At 36.3% G+C, this 24,323-nt stretch carries 15 protein-coding genes; 6 read left to right on the forward strand and 9 right to left on the reverse strand.

The genetic code is table 11. The features are described 5' to 3' along the window. Nucleotides 1-4 precede the first annotated feature (4 nt). The 3 genes from EV144_RS01990 (at nt 5) to EV144_RS02000 (ending at nt 2,374) form a co-directional block, all read left to right on the forward strand. Nucleotides 5-589 carry a Crp/Fnr family transcriptional regulator gene (locus EV144_RS01990; RefSeq protein ID WP_134145670.1) on the forward strand — a complete coding sequence of 195 codons (585 nt, stop codon included), beginning with the start codon at nt 5-7 and terminating at the stop codon, nt 587-589. Nucleotides 590-813: 224 nt separating this feature from the next. Next, entirely contained in the window at nt 814-1,680 is an 867-nt protein-coding gene (locus EV144_RS01995) for a helix-turn-helix domain-containing protein (protein WP_208326829.1), read from the forward strand. A 121-nt stretch (nt 1,681-1,801) separates the two neighbouring features. Continuing rightward, a complete protein-coding gene (locus EV144_RS02000) occupies nt 1,802-2,374 on the forward strand; it encodes a DUF417 family protein (RefSeq protein WP_134145672.1) in 573 nt (190 codons plus the stop codon). Nucleotides 2,375-2,447: 73 nt separating this feature from the next. Here EV144_RS02000 and EV144_RS02005 read toward each other — a convergent pair whose 3' ends face one another. The 5 genes from EV144_RS02005 to EV144_RS02030 form a co-directional block, all read right to left on the reverse strand. Beyond that, nucleotides 2,448-3,170, reverse strand: a complete 723-nt coding sequence (locus EV144_RS02005) for an SDR family oxidoreductase (RefSeq protein WP_134145674.1) — start codon at nt 3,168-3,170, stop codon at nt 2,448-2,450. Between the two features lie 84 nt (nt 3,171-3,254). Continuing rightward, nucleotides 3,255-3,827, reverse strand: a complete 573-nt coding sequence (locus EV144_RS02010) for a Crp/Fnr family transcriptional regulator (RefSeq protein WP_134145676.1) — start codon at nt 3,825-3,827, stop codon at nt 3,255-3,257. 56 nt (nt 3,828-3,883) lie between these two features. Beyond that, nucleotides 3,884-5,737, reverse strand: a complete 1,854-nt coding sequence (locus EV144_RS02015) for a rhamnogalacturonan lyase (protein ID WP_134145678.1) — start codon at nt 5,735-5,737, stop codon at nt 3,884-3,886. Nucleotides 5,738-6,029: 292 nt separating this feature from the next. Continuing rightward, entirely contained in the window at nt 6,030-8,156 is a 2,127-nt protein-coding gene (locus EV144_RS02020; protein ID WP_134145680.1) for a hypothetical protein, read from the reverse strand. Nucleotides 8,157-8,492: 336 nt separating this feature from the next. After that, on the reverse strand, nt 8,493-11,894 hold the full coding sequence (locus EV144_RS02030; protein WP_134145682.1) for a DUF4450 domain-containing protein: 3,402 nt from the start codon (nt 11,892-11,894) through the stop codon (nt 8,493-8,495). Nucleotides 11,895-12,104: 210 nt separating this feature from the next. Between EV144_RS02030 and EV144_RS02035 the strand changes: the two genes are divergently transcribed. The 3 genes from EV144_RS02035 (at nt 12,105) to EV144_RS02045 (ending at nt 18,073) form a co-directional block, all read left to right on the forward strand. Next, nucleotides 12,105-13,487, forward strand: coding sequence for an SGNH/GDSL hydrolase family protein (locus EV144_RS02035; protein ID WP_243854595.1), 1,383 nt, complete (start codon nt 12,105-12,107; stop codon nt 13,485-13,487). Further along, nucleotides 13,487-16,357: a glycoside hydrolase family 2 TIM barrel-domain containing protein gene (locus EV144_RS02040; protein ID WP_243854596.1), complete on the forward strand. Its 2,871-nt coding sequence runs from the start codon at nt 13,487-13,489 to the stop codon at nt 16,355-16,357. Before EV144_RS02035 ends, EV144_RS02040 begins: the two co-directional genes overlap by 1 nt. A 210-nt stretch (nt 16,358-16,567) precedes the next feature. Continuing rightward, nucleotides 16,568-18,073: a rhamnogalacturonan acetylesterase gene (locus EV144_RS02045; protein WP_134145686.1), complete on the forward strand. Its 1,506-nt coding sequence runs from the start codon at nt 16,568-16,570 to the stop codon at nt 18,071-18,073. Nucleotides 18,074-18,337: 264 nt separating this feature from the next. Here the strand turns inward: EV144_RS02045 and EV144_RS02050 are convergent, their stop codons facing one another. The 4 genes from EV144_RS02050 to EV144_RS02065 all read right to left on the reverse strand — a co-directional run bounded on the left by EV144_RS02050 (nt 18,338) and on the right by EV144_RS02065 (nt 24,318). Continuing rightward, on the reverse strand, nt 18,338-19,666 hold the full coding sequence (locus tag EV144_RS02050) for a glycoside hydrolase family 28 protein (protein ID WP_134145688.1): 1,329 nt from the start codon (nt 19,664-19,666) through the stop codon (nt 18,338-18,340). Between the two features lie 43 nt (nt 19,667-19,709). After that, nucleotides 19,710-20,780, reverse strand: a complete 1,071-nt coding sequence (locus EV144_RS02055) for a glycoside hydrolase family protein (protein WP_134145690.1) — start codon at nt 20,778-20,780, stop codon at nt 19,710-19,712. A 119-nt stretch (nt 20,781-20,899) separates the two neighbouring features. Continuing rightward, nucleotides 20,900-22,423, reverse strand: a complete 1,524-nt coding sequence (locus tag EV144_RS02060; RefSeq protein WP_134145692.1) for a sialate O-acetylesterase — start codon at nt 22,421-22,423, stop codon at nt 20,900-20,902. A gap of 362 nt (nt 22,424-22,785) precedes the next feature. After that, nucleotides 22,786-24,318, reverse strand: coding sequence for a RagB/SusD family nutrient uptake outer membrane protein (locus tag EV144_RS02065; RefSeq protein WP_134145694.1), 1,533 nt, complete (start codon nt 24,316-24,318; stop codon nt 22,786-22,788). Nucleotides 24,319-24,323 lie beyond the last annotated feature (5 nt).

A 24,323-nucleotide genomic window follows, 5' to 3' on the forward strand; every position in this document is an offset into this window, starting at 1 on the left:
AAAAATGTACCAGAAAATTCAAGGATATCTTTCAAGATTTGCAAGCCTTTCAGCAGAAGAGCTTACACTTTTTGAAAATAATATTGAATTTAAAAAAGTTCCTAAAAAGACCATTTTATTACGTGCAGGCGATGTCTGTAACTTTGAAGCCTATATAAATAAGGGAATTATAAGGGAATATTTTATTGATGATAATGGCGAAGATATAACACTGCAATTTGCTTCTGAAGATTGGTGGATAAGTGATATTGTTAGTTTTGAAGATCAAACGCCAAGTGACCGTTATATTGAAGTTTTGGAAGATTGTGAATTAATGATGCTCAGCCGTGAAGCAAAAGACAAACTTCTTCGCGAAATTCCGCAATTAGAGAGAATGTTTCGTTTGATGATTCAAAGACATTTAGCTAAAGTACAAAAACGGTTATTTAAGAAAATTTCGACTCCAGCAATGGATCAATATATCGAATTTATAAATCGTTATCCATTGATTATCCAAAGAGTTCCACAGCATTATATTGCTTCATATCTGGGAATTACGCCCGAATTTTTAAGCAGATTGCGCACGAAGCATCTTAAAAATGAGAAATAATCGGTTTAGATTTAGTTTTTAAACAAATAGCTTTATTAATATGTTAGCGTCGAGTAATCTTTGTCAAAGTTTAAAACTTTGACAAAGATTACAGTAGTGAAATCCTTTCTAACCACAATAAAAACTATGTCTCTATGTGTTGAATAAATTTCATCCAGCACATTATTATAGCTAAATTAGATGCTTTAAATAAATAAAATTTACAATTAGTATAAAACCCAATTATGTTAGATCAATCTGAAGGCAACATTGCAGATCAAGACATTCTAATGTCTTTACAGGAAATTGGACCATCTTATTTTAAAAATATACCTCAATCTTCTGATTATACAGTTTTCTTTTTGACGGAAGGAAGCGGCACTTACTTTGCTGATATTGGTAAATTTGAATTTAAAGCACCTGTACTGTTATTTTCGACTCCGCTTCAAAAGCTTTCTTTTATACAAGATGAGGAATTAAAAGGTTTTGTGGTAAATTTTCACAGTGATTTTTATTGTATCGAATACCACAAAAAGCGTGTCGCCTGCAACGGATTATTATTCAATAATATTTACATCGAACCTTCGGTTGTATTAGATTTAAATCAATTGGAGTTTTTTAAATCGCTGTCTTTAGATATAATGAATGAATTTGCTTCGAGCGAACTAGACGAAATGGTGCTTCGCTCCTATTTGCAATTGTTTTTGGCGAAATCCAGCAGTATAAAACTAAAAGCAATGGCAAGTCCTGAAGTCGAAAAAGCGAAAGACGAACAAATGGAAGCTTTTAGAAATCTTCTAGAAGCCAATTATTTAAAACTGCATAAACCTGCTGATTACGCTGAACTTTTGGCAATGGCACCTAATACGTTGAGTAAAAAATGCCAGCAATATTTTGGTAAATCTCCATCGTTAATGATTCAGGAACGATTGGTAATGCAGGCCAAAAAAGAGCTGCATCTTACCAATCACAGCATCAAAGAAATTGCCTTTGCATTGCATTTTGCTGATGAATTTTATTTCAGCCGTTTCTTTAAAAAATTTACAAAAGTCTCGCCACAATCATTCCGCACAAGCGTTGGAATTTCTATAGTCGCACAACAGCCTGAATAAATAATCAAATACCCATAAAATTAGGTTGCACAAAAGTGCAGGACATATCCATTTTTGTCCATGTTTTCCCCTTTCCCTCAGATGTAATTTTGATGTTATAAATAATTAACCTTTTTACAACATGAAAAATTCAATTTTACACTCAATTGCAGCCCTTGACGGGTTAGGAAAAAAAGTCATTCGTTATGGTATTGTCATCGTTTTTGTATGGATCGGTGCGCTTAAATTTACAAATTATGAAGCAGACGGAATCGTTCCTTTTGTAGCCAATAGTCCGTTTATGTCGTTTTTCTACAACAACCCAGATCAATACAAAACCCACATGAATCTTGAAGGCGCATTGGTACTGGCTAATCACAATTGGCACGAAGCAAACAACACTTACGGATTTTCTTATGGACTTGGTGCTTTTCTTATTCTACTAGGCATTTTTCTTGCCTTATATAAAGTAACACCATTCTTAAGCATGATTGCGAGTATCCTAATTTTTATTATGACTCTGGGAACATTGTCTTTCCTGATTACAACTCCCGAAAGCTGGGTACCAAGTTTAGGAGATCCCATCCACGGTTTTCCTTTTCTTTCCGGACGCGGAAGACTTGTGATTAAAGACATTGTTATTCTTGGAGGAGCAATTATTACGATGAGCGAATCTGTAAAAATATATTTGTCTCGTCAATCTAAAACCTGGTAAATTTCGATATAAAGTTCTCTTTAAATCAAAAAGCTCAATTCTTAGGAATTGAGCTTTTTCGTATATTTTAAATTTAGACTAATGAAGTACCTCCATCAATAATCAGGGTTTGTCCTGTACCATATTCTTGTTCTAATAAATAGACAAAGGTTTTTGCAATGTCTGTGGCTTCACCAACTCGTTTTACAGGCAGTGTATTGCCTATATTGGTGTACATTGCTTCTCTGTCACTTTCAGAAATATTACTCCAAAGCTCCGTTTTTATCACTCCTGGCGACACAATATTTACCCTTATTGGAGCTAATTCTATTGCCATAGCTCTGGAAAAACCTTCCATTGCCGAACAAATACTAGCCCCCAAAGCCCAGCCTTTATTAGGTCTGTTGCTGGCAATTCCGCTGGTAAGTACAATAGAACCTGCGGCGCTTATACAAGGTGCTGCATATTTTACAGCTGTAAAAGCACCCCAAAAACGAATATTAAAATAGTTGCGAGCGGTTTCTAGTGAAGTATCTTCAACATTAGAAAGAATAAGATTTTCTCCTGCTGTAAAAATGAGATGATCAAATGAACCGATTTTTTCAAATAGATTTTTCATTTGTTCTTCATTAGTTACATCTGTGGCATAACCAACACTTTCGTTTCCTATTTCCTGCAAAGCTTTATCTAATCTCGATTGATTACTCGATACTATAATTACTTTGCTTCCTTTTGAAACTGCCAATTTTGCCGTTGCCAATCCAATACCTGAACTACCGCCAATAATCACTACTTTTTTGTCTTTTAAATTTTCCATTTTTATTGTTCTTAAAAATTTTATTTTATGGAACAAAAGTAGAGAGCCGATTATGGAAAGGATTTAACAAATGTTAAAAAGCGACTAGAGCTTATTTTTTTTAATTCTGCTTAATGATTGCTTTGCAATACCGAGATAAGAAGCAATATCTGTCTGCGAAACTCTGGATGCAATATTAGATTGCCTCACAATAAATTTTTGATACCGCGCAGTTGCGTCTTCACCGAGATATAAATTACGTAGTTCTACTTTATTCAACAACGATTCTTGAAAAATACCATCCAGCATTTTTTTAAAATAAGGAACAGAATTATACAATAAATCCAGGGTTTTTTTCTTAAAAATGATTACTTCAGCATCGCAGGCAGCTTGAATTCGATCATTTGAAAGAATGTTTTCCTTAAAGCTTTTTAATACTGTACAAAACTGATTTTCAGCAAAAAAGAAATGAATCACTTCATTTCCTTTATCACTAATGCCGACTATTTTTAATACGCCTTTGCAAACAAAAAAAATCTCATTTGCAAGTTTTCCTTCTTCCAATAAAATTTCACCTTCTTTTATTATTTTGTACTCTATATGTTCTTTAATAACAAGTTTATCATGAGAAGTTATTTCTTGAAAAAGGCCTAAATAATCAAAGAGAGATTCAAACATACTTTATACGTTTTAAAGTTTGTTCAAATTTAAATAATAATTTTTATCGTCAATTTTTATTTCTTTAAAGGAACCAAAACAATATTAGGTTTCGGCGCCGGATTCATACCAAATCCCATATAAAAACTCGTATGCGGCGGTTGGTTGTAACCCACATTCTGCCACGCAATACTTAATCTGTACTGCGAATCGTGCATCAAAGTATATTGTCTAATTTCTGTTGGAATTGTAGTCGAGTAAATACGCAGCTCTTTGTTATCTTCAGATCTTAAGATTAATTCTTCTCGCCAATCGCCCAAAATATCTGCCGAAAGTGCCGGCGTAGATTTTGTTCCATTATTAGATACCGCGCCTTCTGCGGTAAAAAGTCTGCCAACATTATACTTGTCAATATAATTAGAATTGAGTAATTCTCTGGAAGAATCGCCATCCCAATAAATTACAAAATTGGTAGAAGTTGGTGCTTTTCCGATGTTATTTCCTTTCATATCATGCAAATATGGAGAACCCGACCACCAGCATTGCGCGCCTTTTCTAGTTGGATCGATGTTATCTGCAACACCGCGGCCAACATCTTGGTTTGGAGAATCTGTAAACAAAACTTTTCCATCAGCAGCCGAAAATAAAGTTACTCCCGGACCTGTAGTGCCATTTTCGATTTCGTGAATTCCGTACACTTCCAAACCCGGAACATCCAAATCTAAATCTGTTACATGCAACGCATCTCCGTGTCTGAAACCCGTTGTGTATAAACCTTTTCCGTTATCATCAACACACATAGATCCGTACACAATTTCGTCTTTTCCGTCATTATCCACATCCGCAATAGAAAGTCCGTGATTTCCCATTCCAGAATACGGATTTTCGGCATCTTTGCTGTCAAAAACCCAACGCGAAGTCAGTTTTTTATCTTTAAAATCCCAAGCCGCCAAAACCGTTCTTCCGTAATAACCGCGGCACATCACAACACTTGGGTGAATACCGTCTAAATATGCCACACAAGCCGTAAAACGATCAATCCTGTTTCCTTTCGTGTCGTTTCCACCGCTTCCGCCACGTCCGCCCCAGCCTGCAAGATCGCCGCGTTCCATAATATAATCAACCGTTGTAATTACTTTTCCTGTTCTTCCGTCAAAAACCGAAAGATATTCCGGGCCTTTTAAGATTTTTCCATAAACCGGAGAATCCGGATTTCTATCAACCCAGTCTTTTGTGCCGTCGCCAATTACCGTGTTTGCGCTGTCTGTAGCTCCGTCAGCCGTTTTGCAGACAAACTCAGAAATTCCGTCGCCATCCAGATCATAAACCATAAATTGAGTATAATGTGCGCCTTCGCGAATGTTCTTTCCCAAACAAATCTGCCAAAGAAATTTTCCCTCTAAAGTATACGCCTGAAATATAGGCGGATCTGTAATTCCTTTAAAAGAATTATCGAGACTTTTTCCTGTCATATGTACAATCAAATCGTATTTTCCATCTCCGTCTAAATCCCCAACAGAACAATCATTCGGAATATATCCTTCTATCGCCTTTATCGGAATTGACAAATAAGCTTTGTCAGGACTTTTAGCCGAAATAGTAAAACTTCCCGAAGCGTCTTTTTCCTTTCCTTTTAAAACTGTTTTTACAAACCATGTATTTTCCTGTTCGCTATTGGCTTTGGTATCAACAAAATTTGTGGCGCCCGTAATCGATTTATCGTTTAATTTTACTGCTTTTTGAGTACCGCTTTTTCGATATAAATTAAAAGCCAAATCATCGGGATCGGTTCCTAAAACACGCCAGCTTATAAAAAATTGGTTGTTGTTTTTTATTGCAACCAGGCCTCTGTCAAGGTTTTCCATTTGTCTTTGGCTGAACATATTTAGACTTAGAAAAAGCATTATTAACTGAAAGATTTTATTTCTCATAATGTTATATGTTTTGACTGTGAATTTTAACCCCAATGACGCCAGGATTTACGCAAGGTTCGCAAGGCTTTTTTTATTTAATCTCGCAAAGTCGCAGAGTTGCAAAGTTTTTTCGTTTCCTGCAAGGTTTCCAAAACCTTGTAGGTATTATCAAAATTCTTATTCGCATTTTTTGTCACCCCGAGGAACAAGGGATGACAAGATTGGGGTTACGATTTGATAGTTAAAATAACCGCAAAGTTTTTTCCTTTGTCCCTCTGAACCTCTGCACCTTTGAACCTTTGAACCTCTCCTAAAAAAACTTCTGAAATCCCTCACTCTGCACCTTCCAGCTTCCATCTTTAGGAAATCCAGGATTTGCTTCTGTAGATCCATCCCAGCCCGCGCACATCATAGCAACTGCAGTCAGTAAACCGCCGTTTCCGGGAAGATAAAGCGTTAGTCTTTCTGCCTGATAATTATGTCCGTTTTTTAAATATGTATTTGTAGTTACATTCATAAATAAAGCATCAATAGCTTTTTCCGGCATTTGCAAACGCGCTGCAGACATTGCTGTCATCGGGAAATCCCAGCCCCACGTTTTATCCCAAGACCATGTTTTCCAAACCAGATCAAATGTGTTTTTCATTATTTTTTTATCCAAAAGAGACGTTTCCGGAAGCATTCCAAAAGTTCCTAAAACCGATGGATGATCTGTTTTAAATTCTGGATTGGTATAGGAGTCTTTTGCACTTTCTGTTGCCAGATATACATTATCCTGAATCGGTAACGGAGATAATTTTGCCAAAACGTCTTCCCATTTTTCAGGTACTTTTTGGCTTAATTTTTTCTTCCATGCAATTGCTGTTTTCAAAGCCCAATTCCAGTACGCTAATTCATAAGTTGGGTTAAAAGTTTCCATCGCCTTAAAGCGTTCTTGTGCCGGAATCACGCCTGGTCCGAGAACATAACGATCATTTTTAGCATCATAATTAGCGAATGAAGCCATAAAATCTGCCGTTGCAAAAACACGTTCGCTGTATAAATTTAAAGTTGTGTTTGTTGGTTTTGCACGATACATTAATTCGGCATACGTAATAAAATGCGGTTCCTGCCAAATTAAAAATGAGCCTACAGATGACGGACTTTCGTTTCCGTCTGCATCGACCATTTTCTGCCATCTTGCGCCTTCAAAACCTTGTCTTTTGGCGATTCCTTTTGCTTTTTCAAAAACCTTTTGATACCACGGAAGATTTTTTTCTAACAATTCTGGTCTGTTCCAAAGTGCAAAATGTACGCCGTGCCACCAATGCATTTCTAAGTGCGGTTTTCCGTACCAGCTGTTATAGGTTAAACCCGTTTCTTGTGGCGGTACTTTTCCTGTACATTGCAATTTGGTTAGATATTGAGAGAGAATTACTCTGCGTTCCAGTTCTTTGGCGCGCGGATCTGTACTTCCTGAAAAATCGACCGCTGCTCCACTTTGCCAAAACTGTTCCCAGCCTTTTATACTGCTGTTTTCAATATCAGAAAAGGAACTATTTTTAATCGCTTTTTTATCTGCTAAAGCAAAAAGACAGCTGAATTCTAAAGCATTAGAATTCGAAGCTTCTACAACAAAATGATGTTTTCCGGTTTCTTTAATCTGCGCATTTCCTTTCCAGTTCAGGTTTACATTATAAGAAATGCTGTCCATAACGTGCGTTATAACTGCTTCGTTTTTTGACTTTACAGCCAAAATACTTTTATAATCTTGTTTTCCTTCATATTTGGTTCCCATATCTGCCCAATCTCCTGTTGGAAACGGAATTCTCAAACTAACTTTTAATCGTTTTTGAAGTAATAAATCTGATTTTACTTTAACACCAATCGCATCTTTTTCCTGATGAGAAGCCGTTACAACCGTTACAGGAGTTCCTTCCACTTCAAAATAACTTTCAATTTCTCCCGTCCATAAATTCAGTTTTTGATTGATCGCTTTTATGTCTTGTGGTTTTGCCGGACTTCCGTCTTTCAACGTAATTTCAAAACCTAAATTCCCTAATTGCAATAAATGCGGATTTTGGCGAAACCAGTTTACAGCATCCACTTTTCTTTTCGGTTCTTTTATCTGAACGGTATAAGAAATATTTCGTCCATATTGTTGATAATCACGCAAAGTCTCAGAAAACTTATAATTTTCGGTATTTTTATAACTGTCCCAGCCCCATTCTGACTGCGTTCCCAACGGAATTCCGTTTTGATAAAACTTCGGAAAAGTCTGCAGTCCCGTAGCATCAACAGTAAAAGCAAAAGCACCGTTTCCAACCGTTAAAGAAGCCAAAGTGTCTATCGCTGTAATTTGAACATTGTGTCTGGTTACCAAAGCCTTTCGGTCTATTTTCTGTGCAAAAAGCGAAAACGAAAACAGAATTGCAGTAATTAAGTGATACTTTTTCATGTGGTTATTTTTTTCATAGTTGTGAGGTTCTTGTTTCAGGTTTCAGGTTTCAGGTTTCAGATTTCAGGTTTCAGGTTTCAGGTTTCAGGTTTCAGGTTTCAGGTTTCAGGTTTCAGGTTTCAGGTTTCAGGTTTCAGGTTTCAGGTTTCAGGTTTCAGGTTTCAGGTTTCAGGTTTACTTACTTTGCGGGGCTTCGACTCCGCTCAGCCTGACAATGTACAGAACAATTGTCATCCTGAGCGAAGTCGAAGGCTTATTATTGCATTATCAAATTTTCTAATTGACTAATTATCTAACAATCTAATTTTCTAACTATCTAATTTTCTAACTATCTAATTATCTAATTAAAGTCACACTCATCAAACCAATCACAACATCATTTGCAATGGTTTTTAAAGTCATATTTTTTAATGTTTTTTCTTTATTTAAAGGCAATTCCAAAATCGTTCCCGCACCGCCATCAACACCATAACTTGAAAATCCTTTTATGTTGGTGAAATCTTTAAAAGTTCTGGAAATTTCGCCAGTTTTAAAATAAACTCTTGGCGGCTTCGGAGCGTCTGTTGTAAAAGCTAATCCATCGGTAAAATAATCCTGTTCAATCGGCCACCAGTTTTCCGGGTTTTTTAATGGTAAAATTTCCGAAGTTCCATCTGTATAATTTACTGTAATTTCACCGTTTACGATTCGGCTTTGCATTGGGTTTGTCGTTCCAGCCATGATAAAATAAACGTGCGAAGCTTTTCCGTTTAACGGAATATTGACTCTTTCCGGAAAATTATCCCACATTGATGTGAAGATTATATTTTTCTGATTTTGATCTGAAGGTGTTTGAAACGGAATCCCGTTTGGTGTTGTAATTTGCCCATTCGCTTTTGCTTTTTCGCGTAAGCCGGAATCATCAATTTTTACCGAAACATTTGGATAACACCAATTTCCAATTCCCTGTTTGGGAAGCTGCAAAGTCACGGTTTTTGGTCTTGGCGATAAATATTCATAATTAAAAATATCAGTAACTTTTGAATTGAAAAACGGACTAAGTGAAACCGTTTCTGTTTTTACAGCTTTATCCAGCGGAATATCCCAATTTACAGCTTTTTCATCTGCTTGCTTTTCTTTTTTTACACTTACGTGAATGGGCTGCCACCAAGTAAAATCGCCTTGTTTCAATTGTACAAAAAAGACTTTATTTCCAGCCGAATTCACTTTCGCCTTGAGCGAAAAATCACTTTTATTACTATCTGCTAAAACTTGCTGCGGGTCGTAAACAGAAACCATTTTCGCTTTTGTATTGATTTCTAAACTTTCATTCAAAACAAAATTCTCTTTTGATTTTATTTCTTCTAAAGAATTTCCTTTCCATTTTATTTTAATATCATAAACTGAATTATTCGGAACTTCAATACTGATTTTAGGTTTTCCAATACTTTCAGAAACAGCTTTCCAAGAAGCAGATTTTCCGTTTACTAAAATACTTTCTACAGCTTCGTAAGATGCATTTAGAATCAAATTCAAACTCATTTTTGCCTGAAACTGACTTTTAATCAAATATCTTTCTTCTTTATTTTCTCTTTTAAAAGCAATAGAAACATCTGGAATTTCTAAAGATGCATTTTCCCATTTCTCAGGAAAACCTGGTTTAATCGTTAAAACTCCTGCCAAAGCATCGGGCTGAATTCCAAAAAGTCCTTCGACCAAAGTTCGCGAAGCCATACCAATTGGATCGGCAAAATCACGGTACAATTCACCGCGAATAGCATCCTGATACATAAGCTGTTCAAATCCGCCCGGCGACGCTCCCAGATACATACTTTCTATCAAAGCACTTTCCCACATTTTAAAAGCTTTCTCCGATTGACCGCCTTGCCAAAAAGCCAGCGAAGTATGCAATTGTTCCGCCAAAGCCACATTATTTATAGACCAAGTATAAGGCTGCCAATTGGTTGTGCTGATAACATAAAGGTCTTTTTTGTCTAAACCTTCGGCAGAAATTGAAATATGCGGAATCTCATTATCGACATAATTGAGCATTTGGTAACTCTCAAAAGGCGTTGATAATTCGGAATCTATGGTGTGATAAATGCTCCAAATTCCCGGCACATCATGCAATAATCGATTTCCCAAAGCATCTTTATATTCGGCAAAAATTCCTTTTTTCGGAACCCAAAGTTGTGCGTTTGTGGCTTTTAAGATTTTATCGGCTTCATTAGAAAACGGAACATTATCTTTCTGGATTTTCTTTGCAATTTCAGCAACAGTTTTATTGGCATAATAATTATAAGCCGACGAATGAATCACGCCGCCACCGCTATATTGCAAGGCATCGCTCGCCCAAATTGAAGCGTATGCATCGTAAAGCCCGTCATTATCAGCGTCAAAATTTCTTTTTTCCCAATTCAGATGTCGTTCAATCGTAGGCCACATTTCTTTAATGAAAGAGGTGTCGCCCGTCCATTTAAAATGGCGTAACATCTGGTCTATAAAAACCAGATTCATATCATAATGATGCGCCACATTATTCTTGTTCGGGCTTCTGCTTATGTAACCGCTGCTAAACATAGACGTTCCGATTTCTTCTTTTTGGCGCGCTAAATTTTTCAACGTATCAAAAACAACCGGCCCCGTTAAAGGCTCTAAAACCTGAGATTTGCTGTAACTCGTAAAATGCGATTTTGCACGATCGTGCCAGCCTAAAGGATCTGCGGTATACGCACCGCGCCATGCATTTAGATACATTCTCCAGGCAATCGCGCCATGAAGGTACGCGGGGCTTTCCCAAATTCCGTCGGAAGCAATTGCCAGCGCAGCGCCTAAAGTATTAATATAAGGATCTGGGGTTGAAACCTTGACTCTGTTCGCCAGCAAAAGTGTTTCCTGAATTGATTTGTCGTATAATTTTGCAATTGACTGCTGCGTATTTTCGGTTTTTGATTCTGTTTGAAGAAGCCAGTATAATCCAGTTTTAGAAATCGTTTTTATTTTTCCTGTAATAAGCGGCAATGATTCTTCTTTTGAATTAAAAAGTTCCAAAGGTGTATTTTGATGATCTGCATTCGCAAAATGCGTTTCAGATTCTGGAAAAGATCCACTCAAACTTCTATTATTTCCCGTTTTCTGTCTGTTACTTTCTGAGCCATAATCCAGCAGAAAAGATTGTTTTTTAATCGTGTATTTGTTGTTAACACAATATTGAGGCTGTAAATAAAAAACCGATTCCGGATCTGCGCCAATATCGCCGTCACGGCTAAATTTCTTTCCGGTCGCACCGCCAAAAGCCCAAATTAAATCGGTGTTTTTATCGATATTTTCCCCGTAAACTTTTACTATAAAACCTTCACTTTCTTTTAGTGCGACAACATCAACAAACAATTTTCCTTTTCCTAAAATAGCATCTTCAATAATATATTGCATTGTTCCTAAAACATATTTTGTATCAATTTTAGAAACTTCAGTAATCCATTTGCTGTCTTTTCCGTTGATCAAACCGAACTTTAAATTCCCTCCCATTCCCGGCATGTACATTGCAAATTCCGGAAGATCGCCGGTTTCTACCCTAAATCCTGTGTTAGATCCGTACAATGCTCTGTTGAATTTTCGAGTTCCGTTTTTTAATACAAAACTATTTCCGTCTGGCGCATAATGTATTTTTCGTACTTCTTTTTGCTGTCCGAAAACTATGGTCGAACACAAAAAAAACAGAGCTGTCAGGAATTGTAAAGTATCTTTTTTAATCTTCATAAAGTGAAAAGTATTGTCAATTATTAAAATTTGAATAATAAAATTTTATATCCTTTATTTTATCAATTTCATAACATTGATGCAATTTCTTTGTTTTTTACTGGTATACTATCCTGTACCTACCTGATTATTCTTTATTAATATTTTAAATATTTACTTACTTTTTAACATCATAGTACAGGATACTACAAGAATATCAAATTATTATATTTGAAAATACAATTATTAAATTATCATAAATTGATAAAATGTAAGGCATTTTTATTTGTTATTCTTAGTATTGCCATTTTCGGTAATTTCTCCACTGTATATGGGTTTAGCAATCTAAAAGTAGATTCAAAGTCCAAATTTCCTAAATCAATAACTTCCTTATTGTTTGCTTTTGGAACTGCTGAAAATCCACAAGGAAAATTAGTTTCAACTCCAATAGCTTATAACGCAGCATCAGGTTATGGTTTTGATTTGAATACAGCTTCAAATGTCAAAATCAATTCTAATACGTTTTCTTCTCAAAAACCAACTTATTTTTCTGTGAATGTTCCTGAAGGAAATTATCAGGTAGAAATTACAATGGGAAGTTTGAAAAACAAATCGAATATTACCATAAAAACAGAATCGAGAAGATTGTTACTGAATCAATTTGCCATTAAAAAAGGAAAACAAATAACGCGGACTTTTAATGTAAATGTTAGAAACACTAAAATTGACGACAAAACCAGCATCGTTCTCAAAGACAGAGAAAAAGATATTCTGGATTGGGATAATAAACTTACGTTGGAGTTTTTAGGCGACGTTTCTATTCAAAGTATAAAAATTACGGCTGTAGAAAATTTAACTGTACTTTATTTGGCCGGAGATTCTACCGTAACCGATCAGGATGTAGAACCTTGGGCTTCGTGGGGACAATTTATTACCAATTATTTTGATGATTCTGTAGTCGTTGCCAATTATGCTTATTCGGGTTCTTCTTTGAGTTCTTTTAAAAATTCAAATCGATTGCAAAAAATACTTTCAGTAATCAAAAAAAACGATTATTTGTTTGTTGAATTTGGTCATAATGACGAAAAAATAAAAGGCGAAGGAAATGGCGCGTACGGATCGTATTCTGATTTATTGAAAGAATTTATTCAAGCTGCAAAAGACAAAGGCGCCATTCCGATTTTGGTAACGCCGACGCAACGCCGATTCTTTAATGAAAATGGAACTTTAAAAGAAACACACGGCGAATTTCCTGATGCAATGCGTGCCGTGGCTCAAAAAAACAATGTTTCACTTATTGATATTACCAAATTAACGACAACTTTATACGAAGCCTGGGGCGATGAAACTTCCAGAAAAGCATTTGTACAATATCCTGCAAACACTTTTCCGGGACAGGAAAAAGCATTAGACGACAATACGCACTTTAATAGTTTTGGAGCCAACGAAATTGCTCTTTGCGTTCTTAAAGGAATCCGCGAATTGAATCTTCCGTTAAAAAATCAAATCTTAAAAGAAACTCCTGCTTACGATCCTAAAAAACCAAATTCATTTTCGTCATGGAATCTGCCAATGAGCGACCGCTTTGAAATTGCAAAACCAGACGGAAATTAATGACTAACTTACTAACTATGCGACCAAACCAAACTCTTCAAACTATTGTTATTTCGGCTTTTTCGCTTTTCTGTTCGCTGCATACAACGGCTCAGAAAACCGAAAAAATTTACCTTTCGGGAAAAGATTTTGAGCATCCTGTACAATGGGATTTTTATTGTACGGATGGAAATAACAGCAAAAAATGGTCAACTATAAATGTTCCGTCGCAATGGGAATTGGAAGGTTTTGGCGAATATACCTATGGGCGCTGGTATAAAGAACTGAACCAAAAAGAACCGAGTAAAGAAGAAGGTTTATATAAATATGAATTTGAGGTTCCTTCAGATTATAAAGGCAAAAGGGTGCTGATTGCATTTGGCGGCGCCATGACGGACACAGAAGTAAAAATAAATGGAAAACTTGCCGGAGCGATTCATCAAGGCGGTTTTTACGAGTTTAAATATGATATTTCTTCATTATTAAAATTTGGTTCTAAAAACATTTTGGAAGTTCATGTCTGGAAACAATCTGCCAATAAATCGGTTAACGCTGCAGAACGCAGAGCCGACTGGTGGCTTTTTGGCGGGATTTATCGTCCGGTTTGGCTGGAAGTTTCTCCAAAAACGCATATCGAACATATTGCGGTAAATCCAAAAATGGACGGTTCTGTTACGGTTGATTTGAGTTTAAAAGATATCCCTAAAAACGCCACTTTAGAAGCCTCTCTTAAAGGTTTAAACGGAGAAAATTTTCAGACTTTTAATTTTCCCCTTAAAGCGAAAACTACTAGAGAATCTATTTCGGCACAATGGAAAAACATTAAACCGTGGAATCCCGAAACGCCTAATTTATATAACCTGGAATTGGTTTTAAAACAAAACGGAATTGTGCTTCATCAATATGAAAAACGAATTGGTTTTAGGACTTTAGAGTTTAAAAAACAAGACGGAATTTATGTAAACGGCACTAAAATTATCATGAAAGGAATTAACCGCCATTCGTTCTGGCCGGAAGGCGGAAGAAGCACCAGCAAGAGAATCAGCGAATTGGACGGAAAATTAATAAAAGACATGAATATGAATGCGGTTCGCGGGCATTATCCGCCAGACGAGCATTTTCTGGAAGTCTGCGATTCGTTAGGACTTTTTGTTTTGAATGAATTGGCGGGCTGGCAAAACTCTTATGATACCGAAACGGGAACAAAATTAGTAACCGAAATGATTACCCGCGATGTCAATCATCCATCGGTAATTATTTGGGATAACGGTAACGAAGGCGGCTGGAATTATAATGTCGACAAAGTTTTTTCAGATCTTGATCCTCAAAAGAGAATTGTGATTCATCCGTGGGCTGATTTTAATGGCTGGGACACGCATCATTATCCGACTTATTTAACGGGTATGCATCGTTTTAATGCCGGCGAAAATGTTTTTTTTCCGACTGAATTTATGCACGGAACTTACGATAACGGACACGGCGCGGCGCTGGAAGATTTTTGGAATCGCTACAAAGAAAGTCCGCTTTTTGCGGGAGGTTTTATGTGGGCAATGTTGGATGAAGCTGTAAAACGCTCAGATTGGACGGGTGATGTAAAATTTGACTCAAAAGGTTCGCTTGCAGCAGATGGAATTCTGGGTCCGCACCGCGAAAGAGAAGGAAGTTATTATACCGTAAAAGAAGTTTGGGCGCCGATTCAGTTTCAGCAAAAACAGGTTACAGAAGGTTTTGACGGTTCTTTTTTAATTAAAAACGATTATCTTTTTAGTAATTTGAATTCCTGTAAAATGGAGTTTAAAGTATCTTCTTCTGATAAAAATGTACTGTATACCGATGGCGTTGCTAAAGAAATTGCTTCGGGTAAAATTGAGATTCCGAGTATAGAAACTGGCGAAACGCGCAAAATAAATTTTACGGTTCCGAACAATTTTGCCGATGGTGATGTTTTATCAATTACCGCTTTTGATCAATTTAATAAAGAAATTTATACGTGGACATGGCCGATTCATAAAGCGAAGTTTTATGCCGAAAAATTTCTGAAAGTTGAAAATTTAAAAGCAAAAGCAACGACAAATAAAACCGGAAACGAAATCACGCTTAAAGGAAATAATGTTACGGTAACTTTTGATGCTTTGACAGGAGAAATCGTGACTATTAAAAACGATAAAAACACAATTCTGCTGACAAATGGCCCGCGCCCAATTGGCATGAAAGCCAAATTAAAAGATATTCAGATTTCGCAAGAAAACGACAAAGCTATTTGTACAGCAACTTACATTGGCGGTTTATCTTCTATAAAATGGATTATGGAACCTGACGGAAGATTTAAAATGGAATTAACCGCTCTTAAAAATGCGTCTGGCGGTGAAGGTTTTGACGGTGCTTTTTTTGAAGATAAAATCAGCGCTTTCGGAATTACGTTTAGTTTTCCTGAGAAAGATGTTACGGGTATAAAATGGTTTGGAAGAGGCCCGTATCATGTTTGGAAAAACAGAATTAAAGGAACGACTTACGGCATTTGGGAAAAAGCATATAACAATACGATTACGGGCGAAAGTTTTGAAAATCTTATTTATCCTGAATTTAAAGGTTATCATGCTAATTTATTGGGTGCGAATCTAAAAGCAGGAAATTCTTCGTTTAAAATTTTCAGCGAATCGGATAATTTATTTTTAAGATTATTTACGCCGGATCTGCCTAAAAATGGTTTTCCGGGAAGTAATCCACAGCCTGAATTTCCGGCGGGTGATATTTCGTTTATGTATGAAATTCCGGCAATGCGTGATTTTAAACCTTTGGAACAGCAAGGCCCACAGAGTCAGCCGACTAATATTAGAATTAAAAGCGGCGATGACGGGATTAAGATGAATTTATGGTTTGATTTTAGGTAGGGATTTTGGTTTTAGGTTTCAGGTTTCAGGTTTAACCTTTGTCGATTTAACTTAACGCAAAGTTTTGTCATTTCGACTGAAAGGAGAAATCACACTAGAAACTCCACAAAGTAATTCGTCAATCTTTGTGGTTACGCGTGCGATTTCTCCTTTCAGTCGAAATGACAACATTGGGATTTTTTGCATTTTATAAAATACATTTTTCAAAATATGAAATTCATTAAACTATTTTCAGTCTTATTTCTAGCTCTTTTTCTTTTCAATTTTACTCCAAAAAAAGATAATAAACCAACACTTTTTATGGTTGGAGATTCGACCGTAAAAAACGGAAAAGGTCTTGGCGATGGCGGGCTTTGGGGCTGGGGAGATTATATCGGACAGTTTCTGGATACTACTAAAATCAAAATCGAAAATCATGCTTTGGGTGGTACGAGCAGTCGCACTTTTCAGGATAAAGGTTTGTGGACTGCGGTTTTGAATAAACTTAAAAAAGGTGATTATGTTTTAATTCAGTTTGGGCATAATGACGATGGGCCTCTTAACGACAGCCTTCGCGCACGCGGCACCATTAAAGGAATCGGCAATGAAACGGAGGAAATTGACAACATTCTGACCAAAAAACACGAAACTGTTCACAGTTACGGCTGGTATATTCAGAAAGTAGTTCGCGAAGCTAAAGCGAAAGGTGCGATTCCGATTGTTTGTTCGCCGATTCCCCGAAACGATTGGAAAGACGGCAAAGTACCGCGCAATAATAAATCGTATGGTTTATGGGCAAAACAAATTGCCAAGAAAGAAAAAGTGACTTTTATCGATTTGAATGATAAAATGTCCGTGGAATTAGAAAAATTGGGCGAAGCCAAAGTTACGGGGACTTATTTTTACAAAAAAGATCATACGCATACTTCTGCAAAAGGTGCTGTTTTATCAGCTTCGGTTATTATTAATCAATTAAAAGCGAGTAAAAATTCTTTAAAAAATTACATTTTAGAAAATCCAAAAATTGTACTTCCGGCCAAGAAAAAAGTCTTTTTAATTGGCGATTCTACTATGGCTGATAATAAAGACGTTAACGCTGTTGGCTGGGGTGTATCTTTTCCTAAATACTGTGATACGACCAGAATTGAAGTGATTAATAAAGCCCGTGGAGGCAGAAGTACACGAACTTTTGTTTATGAAGGTCTTTGGGACGAAGTGAAAAATCAATTACAACCGGGAAATTTTATTCTGATTCAGTTTGGACATAATGATGCCGGAGCTGTTGATAAAGAAAAACTAAGAGGTTCTTTAAAAGGAAACGGAGACGAAACTCAAGAAGTTACACGTCCTGATGGAACAAAAGAAACGGTTCATACTTTTGGTTTTTATATGGAGAAATTCATTCGTGAAGCCAAAGAAAAAGGCGCGATTCCGATTGTTTTGAGTCAGACGCCGCGAAACGAATGGCCAAATGATAAAGTGGAACGAAGAGCAGATACTTACGGAAAATGGTCTAAAGATGCCGCCGAAAAAGAAGGTGCTTTTTATATTGATTTGAATGATATTGTGGCTTTAAAATATGAAGCTTTGGGCAAAGAAAAAGTAAAAGTATTTTTCCCGAAAGATCATACGCATACAGGCGAAGAAGGTGCTGATTTGAATGCGCTTACCGTGGCAGAAAGTATTAAAAAATTGAAAGAATGTAATTTGAAAGATTATATCGAAATTCCTAAATAGTATGGTCTCGAATTTGGCTAAAGCCCTTTTCTAATTGCATATTTTTAACCTCCAGCTAAAGCTGGAGGCAATTCAAATTTTACTTTTTAAATCAACAAAATTATTTAGTTTTCCTGCAAGGTTTCCAAAACCTTGTAGGTATTACTTTTAGCTCTTATAATTTGATCTTCTTTTTGGAATATTGATACCTACAAGGTTTTGGAAACCTTGCAGGAAGAGCATAAAAAATCTTAGAATCTTAGCTACTCAGAACCTTAGAACCTCTTATTGAACTAACTCCTTATTCAAATAAACATTCTTAAAAGTCACTCCATTTATCAGACTTTTATCAATTGCTGTTTTGGTCGCTTCTATGTTTAAGTTTTCGAAAGTGAAGTTAGACAAACGTACATTCGGATCATTTTCTACTCCGTAAAAAGTCTCACATTTTAGGTCTATATTTTTTAGCGTAACATTGTCTCCGTAAGAAAGCGGGACATCTGGACGACCTTTTAAATCGAAAAATTGTTTCCAGGCAAAAACTGCTAAACAATTTTTTGCAGATCCTTTAATATCTTCAACTCTAATATATTCGTAACGTTGCGGTGTATCCGGACGCATTTTTAACCATAATAATCTTGATGCTCCATCGATTTTGCAATTGCGCATAATTATATTTCTGTTATGAATTGCTTCGCTGCCGTTTGTTAAAGCCGAATGGCAAAATCCGAAATTACAGTCTTCTATAATAATGTTTGTGTTTGGGCCATTGTTTTTATCCTGATCTGCGTATGGGCCTTTTCCTCCTTTTAGAGCAATTGCATCATCATTAACCGACATATAACAGCCTTTTACTAAGAAATTGGTACAAATATCAACGTCTATAGCGTCTGTACTTGGCGCTTTGAATTCTATATGAGGAGAAAAAATATACAAATCGAGCATTTTTACATTGTTGCATTTGTAAAAATGATTCGTCCAAAAACCGGAATTAATCAATTTTACGTCTTGTAATTGAACGTCGTTGGAATTCCATATAAAAACCAATCTTGGTCTTGAAACTTCTAGATTGGTACATTTTGGATTTTCTTTGCGTCGTTCCCAAAAAGCAGCCCAATATTTTTTTCCGTTTCCGTTGATGGTTCCTTTTCCAGAAATGGAGAAATTATCAACGCCGTACGCATTTACCAAAGCAGCATAATAATCCAGATTTTGCCCTTCCATTCGCGAAGGCGTAATTGGATAATCTGCAATATTATCAGAACCTTTAAGCACACCGCCTTCTGCAACATACAAAGTTGTTTTGGGTTTAAAGAATAAAGCACCGCTTAAAAAAACGCCTTTCGGAATCACGATTACTCCTCCGCCTTGTTTCGATGCTTTATCTATAACTGCTTGTATTTTAGCCGTCTGAACAATTGTACTGTCCTTGCCTACTCCATTTTCGGTAATAACATATTGTTTTCCTAAATCTTTGAGCTGGAGTTTGGTATAATCTTTAAACCAATTCGAAATAACCGAACCATCCGGAAATTTATCATTGGCATAATTTTGTGAAAATGCTGCCGGAGCAAATCCCAAAATGCAGATAATTAGTTTAATGTATTTTTTCATGATTACGATATTTAGTTTTTTGTTTGATGTTTCAATATTTTCATTAGACTATTTTAAAAATAAATCCTGACGAAGTTTCATATTTTCCGCCTTGCGATGCGGTAAACATGTAGGTTGCTTTTCCGTTTTGAAATAGCAACTGCGGACGTTCGGCACGACCGTAACGATTAAGATGTTTTGGCGCTTCGGGTTGTTTAATATATTTATCTAATGGCTGATACGCAACTAAAGGTTTACTCCAATTGACTCCATCATCAGAATCCATATAGAGACCATAATCCATGCCGAAAACACCCATATCTCTGGCGAGCATTTTAAACTTTTTATTTTCGTACCAGACAAAAGCGTCTTCACATTGTTTGTTATCTCCCAATTTTGAGAAATCAATTACTGGATTTCCTTTATACTTTTTATAAGGACCGTGCAGGGATTTAGAAACAGCCAATCCGTATTTTCTGTTTCCTTTGATGGGAAATTTTGGATGTACATATCCTTCTGTATCTAACGATTTGTAATACAACCAATATTCTCCGTTTGGATGTTTTACAAAAGACGGATTTGTAGTCAAAAGATCGTCCCATTCTCCTTTTTCTCCGGGCAATAATAACGGCTGATCTGGTCGTTCCCACGGGCCGTAAAGCGAACCTGCGGTTGCTAATCCGATACGTTTGGTATCCATTTTTCCGTTTGAATTTCCTAGAAAGAAAAGCGCATATTTTCCGTCTACATAATGAATGCTTGGATTATGGCAGGTTGTAGCATCCCAGAAACCTTCTCCTCTTGGAGCTAAAATTGTGCTGACATATTCATACGGGCCTTCTGGTTTATCGGCTACAGCATGAGCGATTTCTGAACCGTTTATCCAGCCGCTCATTGATTTTGATTTTTTCCATCGCGAGAAAAATACATGAATTTTTCCGTCTGGACCTTCAATCGGGCTGTTGCACCAAACGTAATAATCTTCAAATTCTAAAGCGCGTCCGACAGGTCGAAGTCTTTTTTCGAAATCTGACAGTTTTGGATCGTCTAGAAAAGTGCTGGCTTCTGCCGAAAATGGAATACATAAAGCTGCAACTGCTAAAGAATTTCCGATTATAAATTGTCTTCTGTTCATATTTTGGAACACGGGTTTTAAGGGTTGAACGGGTTTAGGCGCGGATTTTTTTTGATTTTTCTATTAAATTTTACCAGTGAAAATCTGTTTAATCTGTAAAATCTGTGGCCAAAAAAACTTTATTTATTTTCTACCCAATCATCGGTTCTAAAAGGCGATGCCGGTAAATTTTCATTGTTAAATAAATTCGGTTCGGGAACTGGTTTCCAAGCAAAACGAACGGCTTCTGGATTTTTTACTTTTGAGGACGAAACTACGATTGTCTTTCCGTCAATTTTGGCATCGGCTGGATAGAAAATCTGGTCGTTTCCTGCAATTTCAAATTCTTTCAAAGGCTCTGCGTTTTTCTTAAATCCAGAGTCAGCATAATCAAAAAATAATTGTGCTTTGTCTTTTTTGATTTTCATGTGATTGTAAATTGGACCTGAATAAACCAATTTATCTTCGCCATACGTTTTATTTCTGGCAATTATTGCTAATCTGTGTCCAACTGTTTGTTTATCAATTGGGTGGATATTCTGTGCATCGCCAACATCGGTTGTTACGACCATTCCACTATTCGGAATTGCTTTTAAAGCCATTAATTGCGCTTCTCTTATTCCTGCATTTTGTCCTTTGTGTGGTGCAATTTGTACATAATAGAATGGAAAATCGCCTTGTTTCCATTCTTCTCGCCAGCTTTTTACCATTGCCGGAAATAATGTTCTGTATAAAAGTGCATTTCCGGAATTGCTTTCTCCCTGATACCAAATTGCGCCTTTAATAGTGTAATTTACAACAGGATGCAGCATGGCATTGTACAAAACGTATGAGGTTTTATTGGCTTCTTTTTTCGGTTTTTTCAATTGTGATTTTGGCGCACTGGCTGCACTTGCAATTCTTTCATTCGTTAAAGCCAAATAATAATTTTCGAGTTTTTCCTGAAATATTTTTTCGTTTTTTGCATCTTCCTGAAGAATCGGCAAGAAAGCTGTATCTTCTTCTAAAACATTTTGGGCTGTCCAAGCTTCTGCTTTTGTACCGCCCCAAGAAGTTGATATTAAACCGATTGGTACATTTAATTTTTGATACAATTCTCTTCCGAAGAAATAGGCTACGGCAGAAAAGGTATTGATACTTTCCGGCGAGCAAACTTTCCAGTTTCCGGTAACATCTTCCAGCGGTTTTGGCGAAGCATTCGTTACAACGGTAAATAATCTGATGTTTGGATATGAAGCATTTTTTACTTCTTCTTCATAGTTTTTTACTCCGGTTTTCCATGTTGTGCCTTCTCTTCCAACAGGAAAATACATATTCGATTGTCCGGAACAAAGCCAGACTTCTCCAATAAGGATATTTTTTAAAACAATTTTATTAAAAGCATTAATTTCAATATCATATTGTTTTTCACTTCCTTTTGGTGTATCAACAGTAACTTTCCAGTTTCCTTCTGCATTGGCAATAGTTTCTATGGTTGTGTCTGACCATCCTAATCGGATGTTTATTTTTTCATTTGGTGATGCCCATCCCCATAAATTTACTTTTGCATTTTGCTGTAAAACCATATTATCTCCCACTAAAGACGGCAGTTTTACCTGTGCTTTAATGGACAATTGAGTTATTAAAAGAATAAAAAATAAAAGAAACTTTTTTGAGTAAATCATTGTATTTTAATTTATTACTGGAGTTTTAAAGATAAACTACTATAACGATATCGGTATCCTGTTCTTTCCTGTTTTTTGAATAATAAATAAAGCATTGTGTGTAATTAAAACAATATATTTTGACACGGATTTGACGGATTCGTTATCACGAAGACGCGGATTTATACGTATTTTACTACGAAATCTAAAAATCCGTATAAATCCGCGTTTTTGCGGTAGCAAATCTGTTTCATCAGCGTTTAATTTTTTAGATATAATTACATCCAACAAGTTAATAAATAATAAAAAAAAGCTGTCTCAAAAAAGAGACAGCTTCCTAACAAAAAACAAAATATTAAAAAAAAATTTGGGGCAAGTTTTTTTTAATCGTATCCTAAGTTCTGGTCGTAAAGTCCCGGAACGGTTAGGATTTCCGATAATGGAATCGGATATAATAATGAATTTTTATCAATTGTTCTGATTTTTCCTTCTGTGTCTTCTGCCGTTTTCCAGGCATTCATTAACGTAAGTGCGTTACCAGATCTAATTAAATCAAACCATCTTGTTCCTTCTGCAAAGAATTCTTTTCTTCTTTCGTCAAATAATTGGTCTAAAGTAGTGTTAGCCGCATTTGCCGTTAGTCCTGCTCTTGTTCTTACCTGATTCATGATTCCGTCAACTTCTGCCTGAGTGCCTCCACCACCGTGAAGTGTACATTCTGCCATCATCATTAGTACATCTGTGTAGCGTATTACCATAAAATCTACACCCCAGTCTTCACGTCCGTTTCCGTAACGTGCAGCATCAATGTATTTTTTGAAAACAGGAAGTGTATAACTTCCTTTATACGTTCCAGATGCTACAGTGTAACTTGTAGCGATTCCTGCCTCTTTTCTTTTATCGGCTGGATTAATTGAGTTTATAAATCCTGTAGAAATTGGTCTTGCTTCTAGAGCTCCTTGTGCAGATAATCCAAGTGATGCGAAGTAAGGTTCATAACCTAATTCTACCATAAAGTTACCTCCAACCGGAGTTGAAATGTTTTGTGTATAAGGAATCGTTAATACATTTTCTTTGTTTGTAATTCCTTCAGTCTTAAAAATCGCTGCGTAATCTGTACCAAATGTGTATAGACCGCTTTTTTTAACTTCGTTTAACTGTTGATACGCTTTATCCCATTCGTTTAAACCTAGTGTTGCACCGTCAATTCCGTAAGTTGGACTTGAACGCGTCATGTACACTAAACCAAGTAATGCCTGCGCTCCATATTTTGAAACTCTTCCAAAATTAGCTGCATCATACGCTGGTGAAAGATCTGGAATTGCAGCCTGTAAATCAGAAATTATCAAATTATAAACTTCTGCAACTGGAGTTCTTGGTATTTTTGCCGCTTGTTCTGCTGTTACTGTTTTATCCAATAACGGCACTCTACCGTACCATCTTACTAAATCAAAATAACAGAATGCTCTTAAAAATTTAGCTTCGGCTACCATTGATGTTTTGTCTGCCGGAGTTGTAAATATTAAATCTCCTTTTTCTGCCAGTTTTTCTAATAACTGATTGGCTTTGTAAATAGCGTTATAGTTACTCGTGTACGCTTCTTTCACGTAAGTGTTAGAACTAATATTAGTATAAAAACTATTAATCCCTTCCCAATCTCTTGATGCTGTTGTAGTGGCAAACAAATTGTCTGATCTTGTTTCGCTCAAATTCATTAATCTGTTGGCATAACCGTATGTTCCTGCTCCGTGAAAAGCTAACGAATAGGTAGCATTTCTTGCCTGAATAAAATCATTTGGAGTAGCGTAAAAACTTTCTATCGTGCCCGATGATAAGGGTAACTGTGTCAACTCATCTTCGCAAGATGTCAGTGCAAATAACATCATAGCACTCGCTAAATAAATATATTTTTTCATTTTAT

The organism is Flavobacterium sp. 270 (genome assembly GCF_004368785.1).
Taxonomy (GTDB): Bacteria; Bacteroidota; Bacteroidia; order Flavobacteriales; family Flavobacteriaceae; genus Flavobacterium.

Excerpts from the sequence above, each read along its gene's own strand:
- EV144_RS01990 (WP_134145670.1), top strand. The coding sequence starts at position 5 with ATGTACCAGAAAATTCAAGGATATCTTTCAAGATTTGCAAGCCTTTCA.
- EV144_RS01995 (WP_208326829.1), top strand. The coding sequence starts at position 814 with ATGTTAGATCAATCTGAAGGCAACATTGCAGATCAAGACATTCTAATG.
- EV144_RS02000 (WP_134145672.1), top strand. The coding sequence starts at position 1,802 with ATGAAAAATTCAATTTTACACTCAATTGCAGCCCTTGACGGGTTAGGA.
- EV144_RS02005 (WP_134145674.1), bottom strand. The coding sequence starts at position 3,170 with ATGGAAAATTTAAAAGACAAAAAAGTAGTGATTATTGGCGGTAGTTCA.
- EV144_RS02010 (WP_134145676.1), bottom strand. The coding sequence starts at position 3,827 with ATGTTTGAATCTCTCTTTGATTATTTAGGCCTTTTTCAAGAAATAACT.
- EV144_RS02015 (WP_134145678.1), bottom strand. The coding sequence starts at position 5,737 with ATGAGAAATAAAATCTTTCAGTTAATAATGCTTTTTCTAAGTCTAAAT.
- EV144_RS02020 (WP_134145680.1), bottom strand. The coding sequence starts at position 8,156 with ATGAAAAAGTATCACTTAATTACTGCAATTCTGTTTTCGTTTTCGCTT.
- EV144_RS02030 (WP_134145682.1), bottom strand. The coding sequence starts at position 11,894 with ATGAAGATTAAAAAAGATACTTTACAATTCCTGACAGCTCTGTTTTTT.
- EV144_RS02040 (WP_243854596.1), top strand. The coding sequence starts at position 13,487 with ATGACTAACTTACTAACTATGCGACCAAACCAAACTCTTCAAACTATT.
- EV144_RS02045 (WP_134145686.1), top strand. The coding sequence starts at position 16,568 with ATGAAATTCATTAAACTATTTTCAGTCTTATTTCTAGCTCTTTTTCTT.
- EV144_RS02050 (WP_134145688.1), bottom strand. The coding sequence starts at position 19,666 with ATGAAAAAATACATTAAACTAATTATCTGCATTTTGGGATTTGCTCCG.
- EV144_RS02055 (WP_134145690.1), bottom strand. The coding sequence starts at position 20,780 with ATGAACAGAAGACAATTTATAATCGGAAATTCTTTAGCAGTTGCAGCT.
- EV144_RS02060 (WP_134145692.1), bottom strand. The coding sequence starts at position 22,423 with ATGATTTACTCAAAAAAGTTTCTTTTATTTTTTATTCTTTTAATAACT.
- EV144_RS02065 (WP_134145694.1), bottom strand. The coding sequence starts at position 24,318 with ATGAAAAAATATATTTATTTAGCGAGTGCTATGATGTTATTTGCACTG.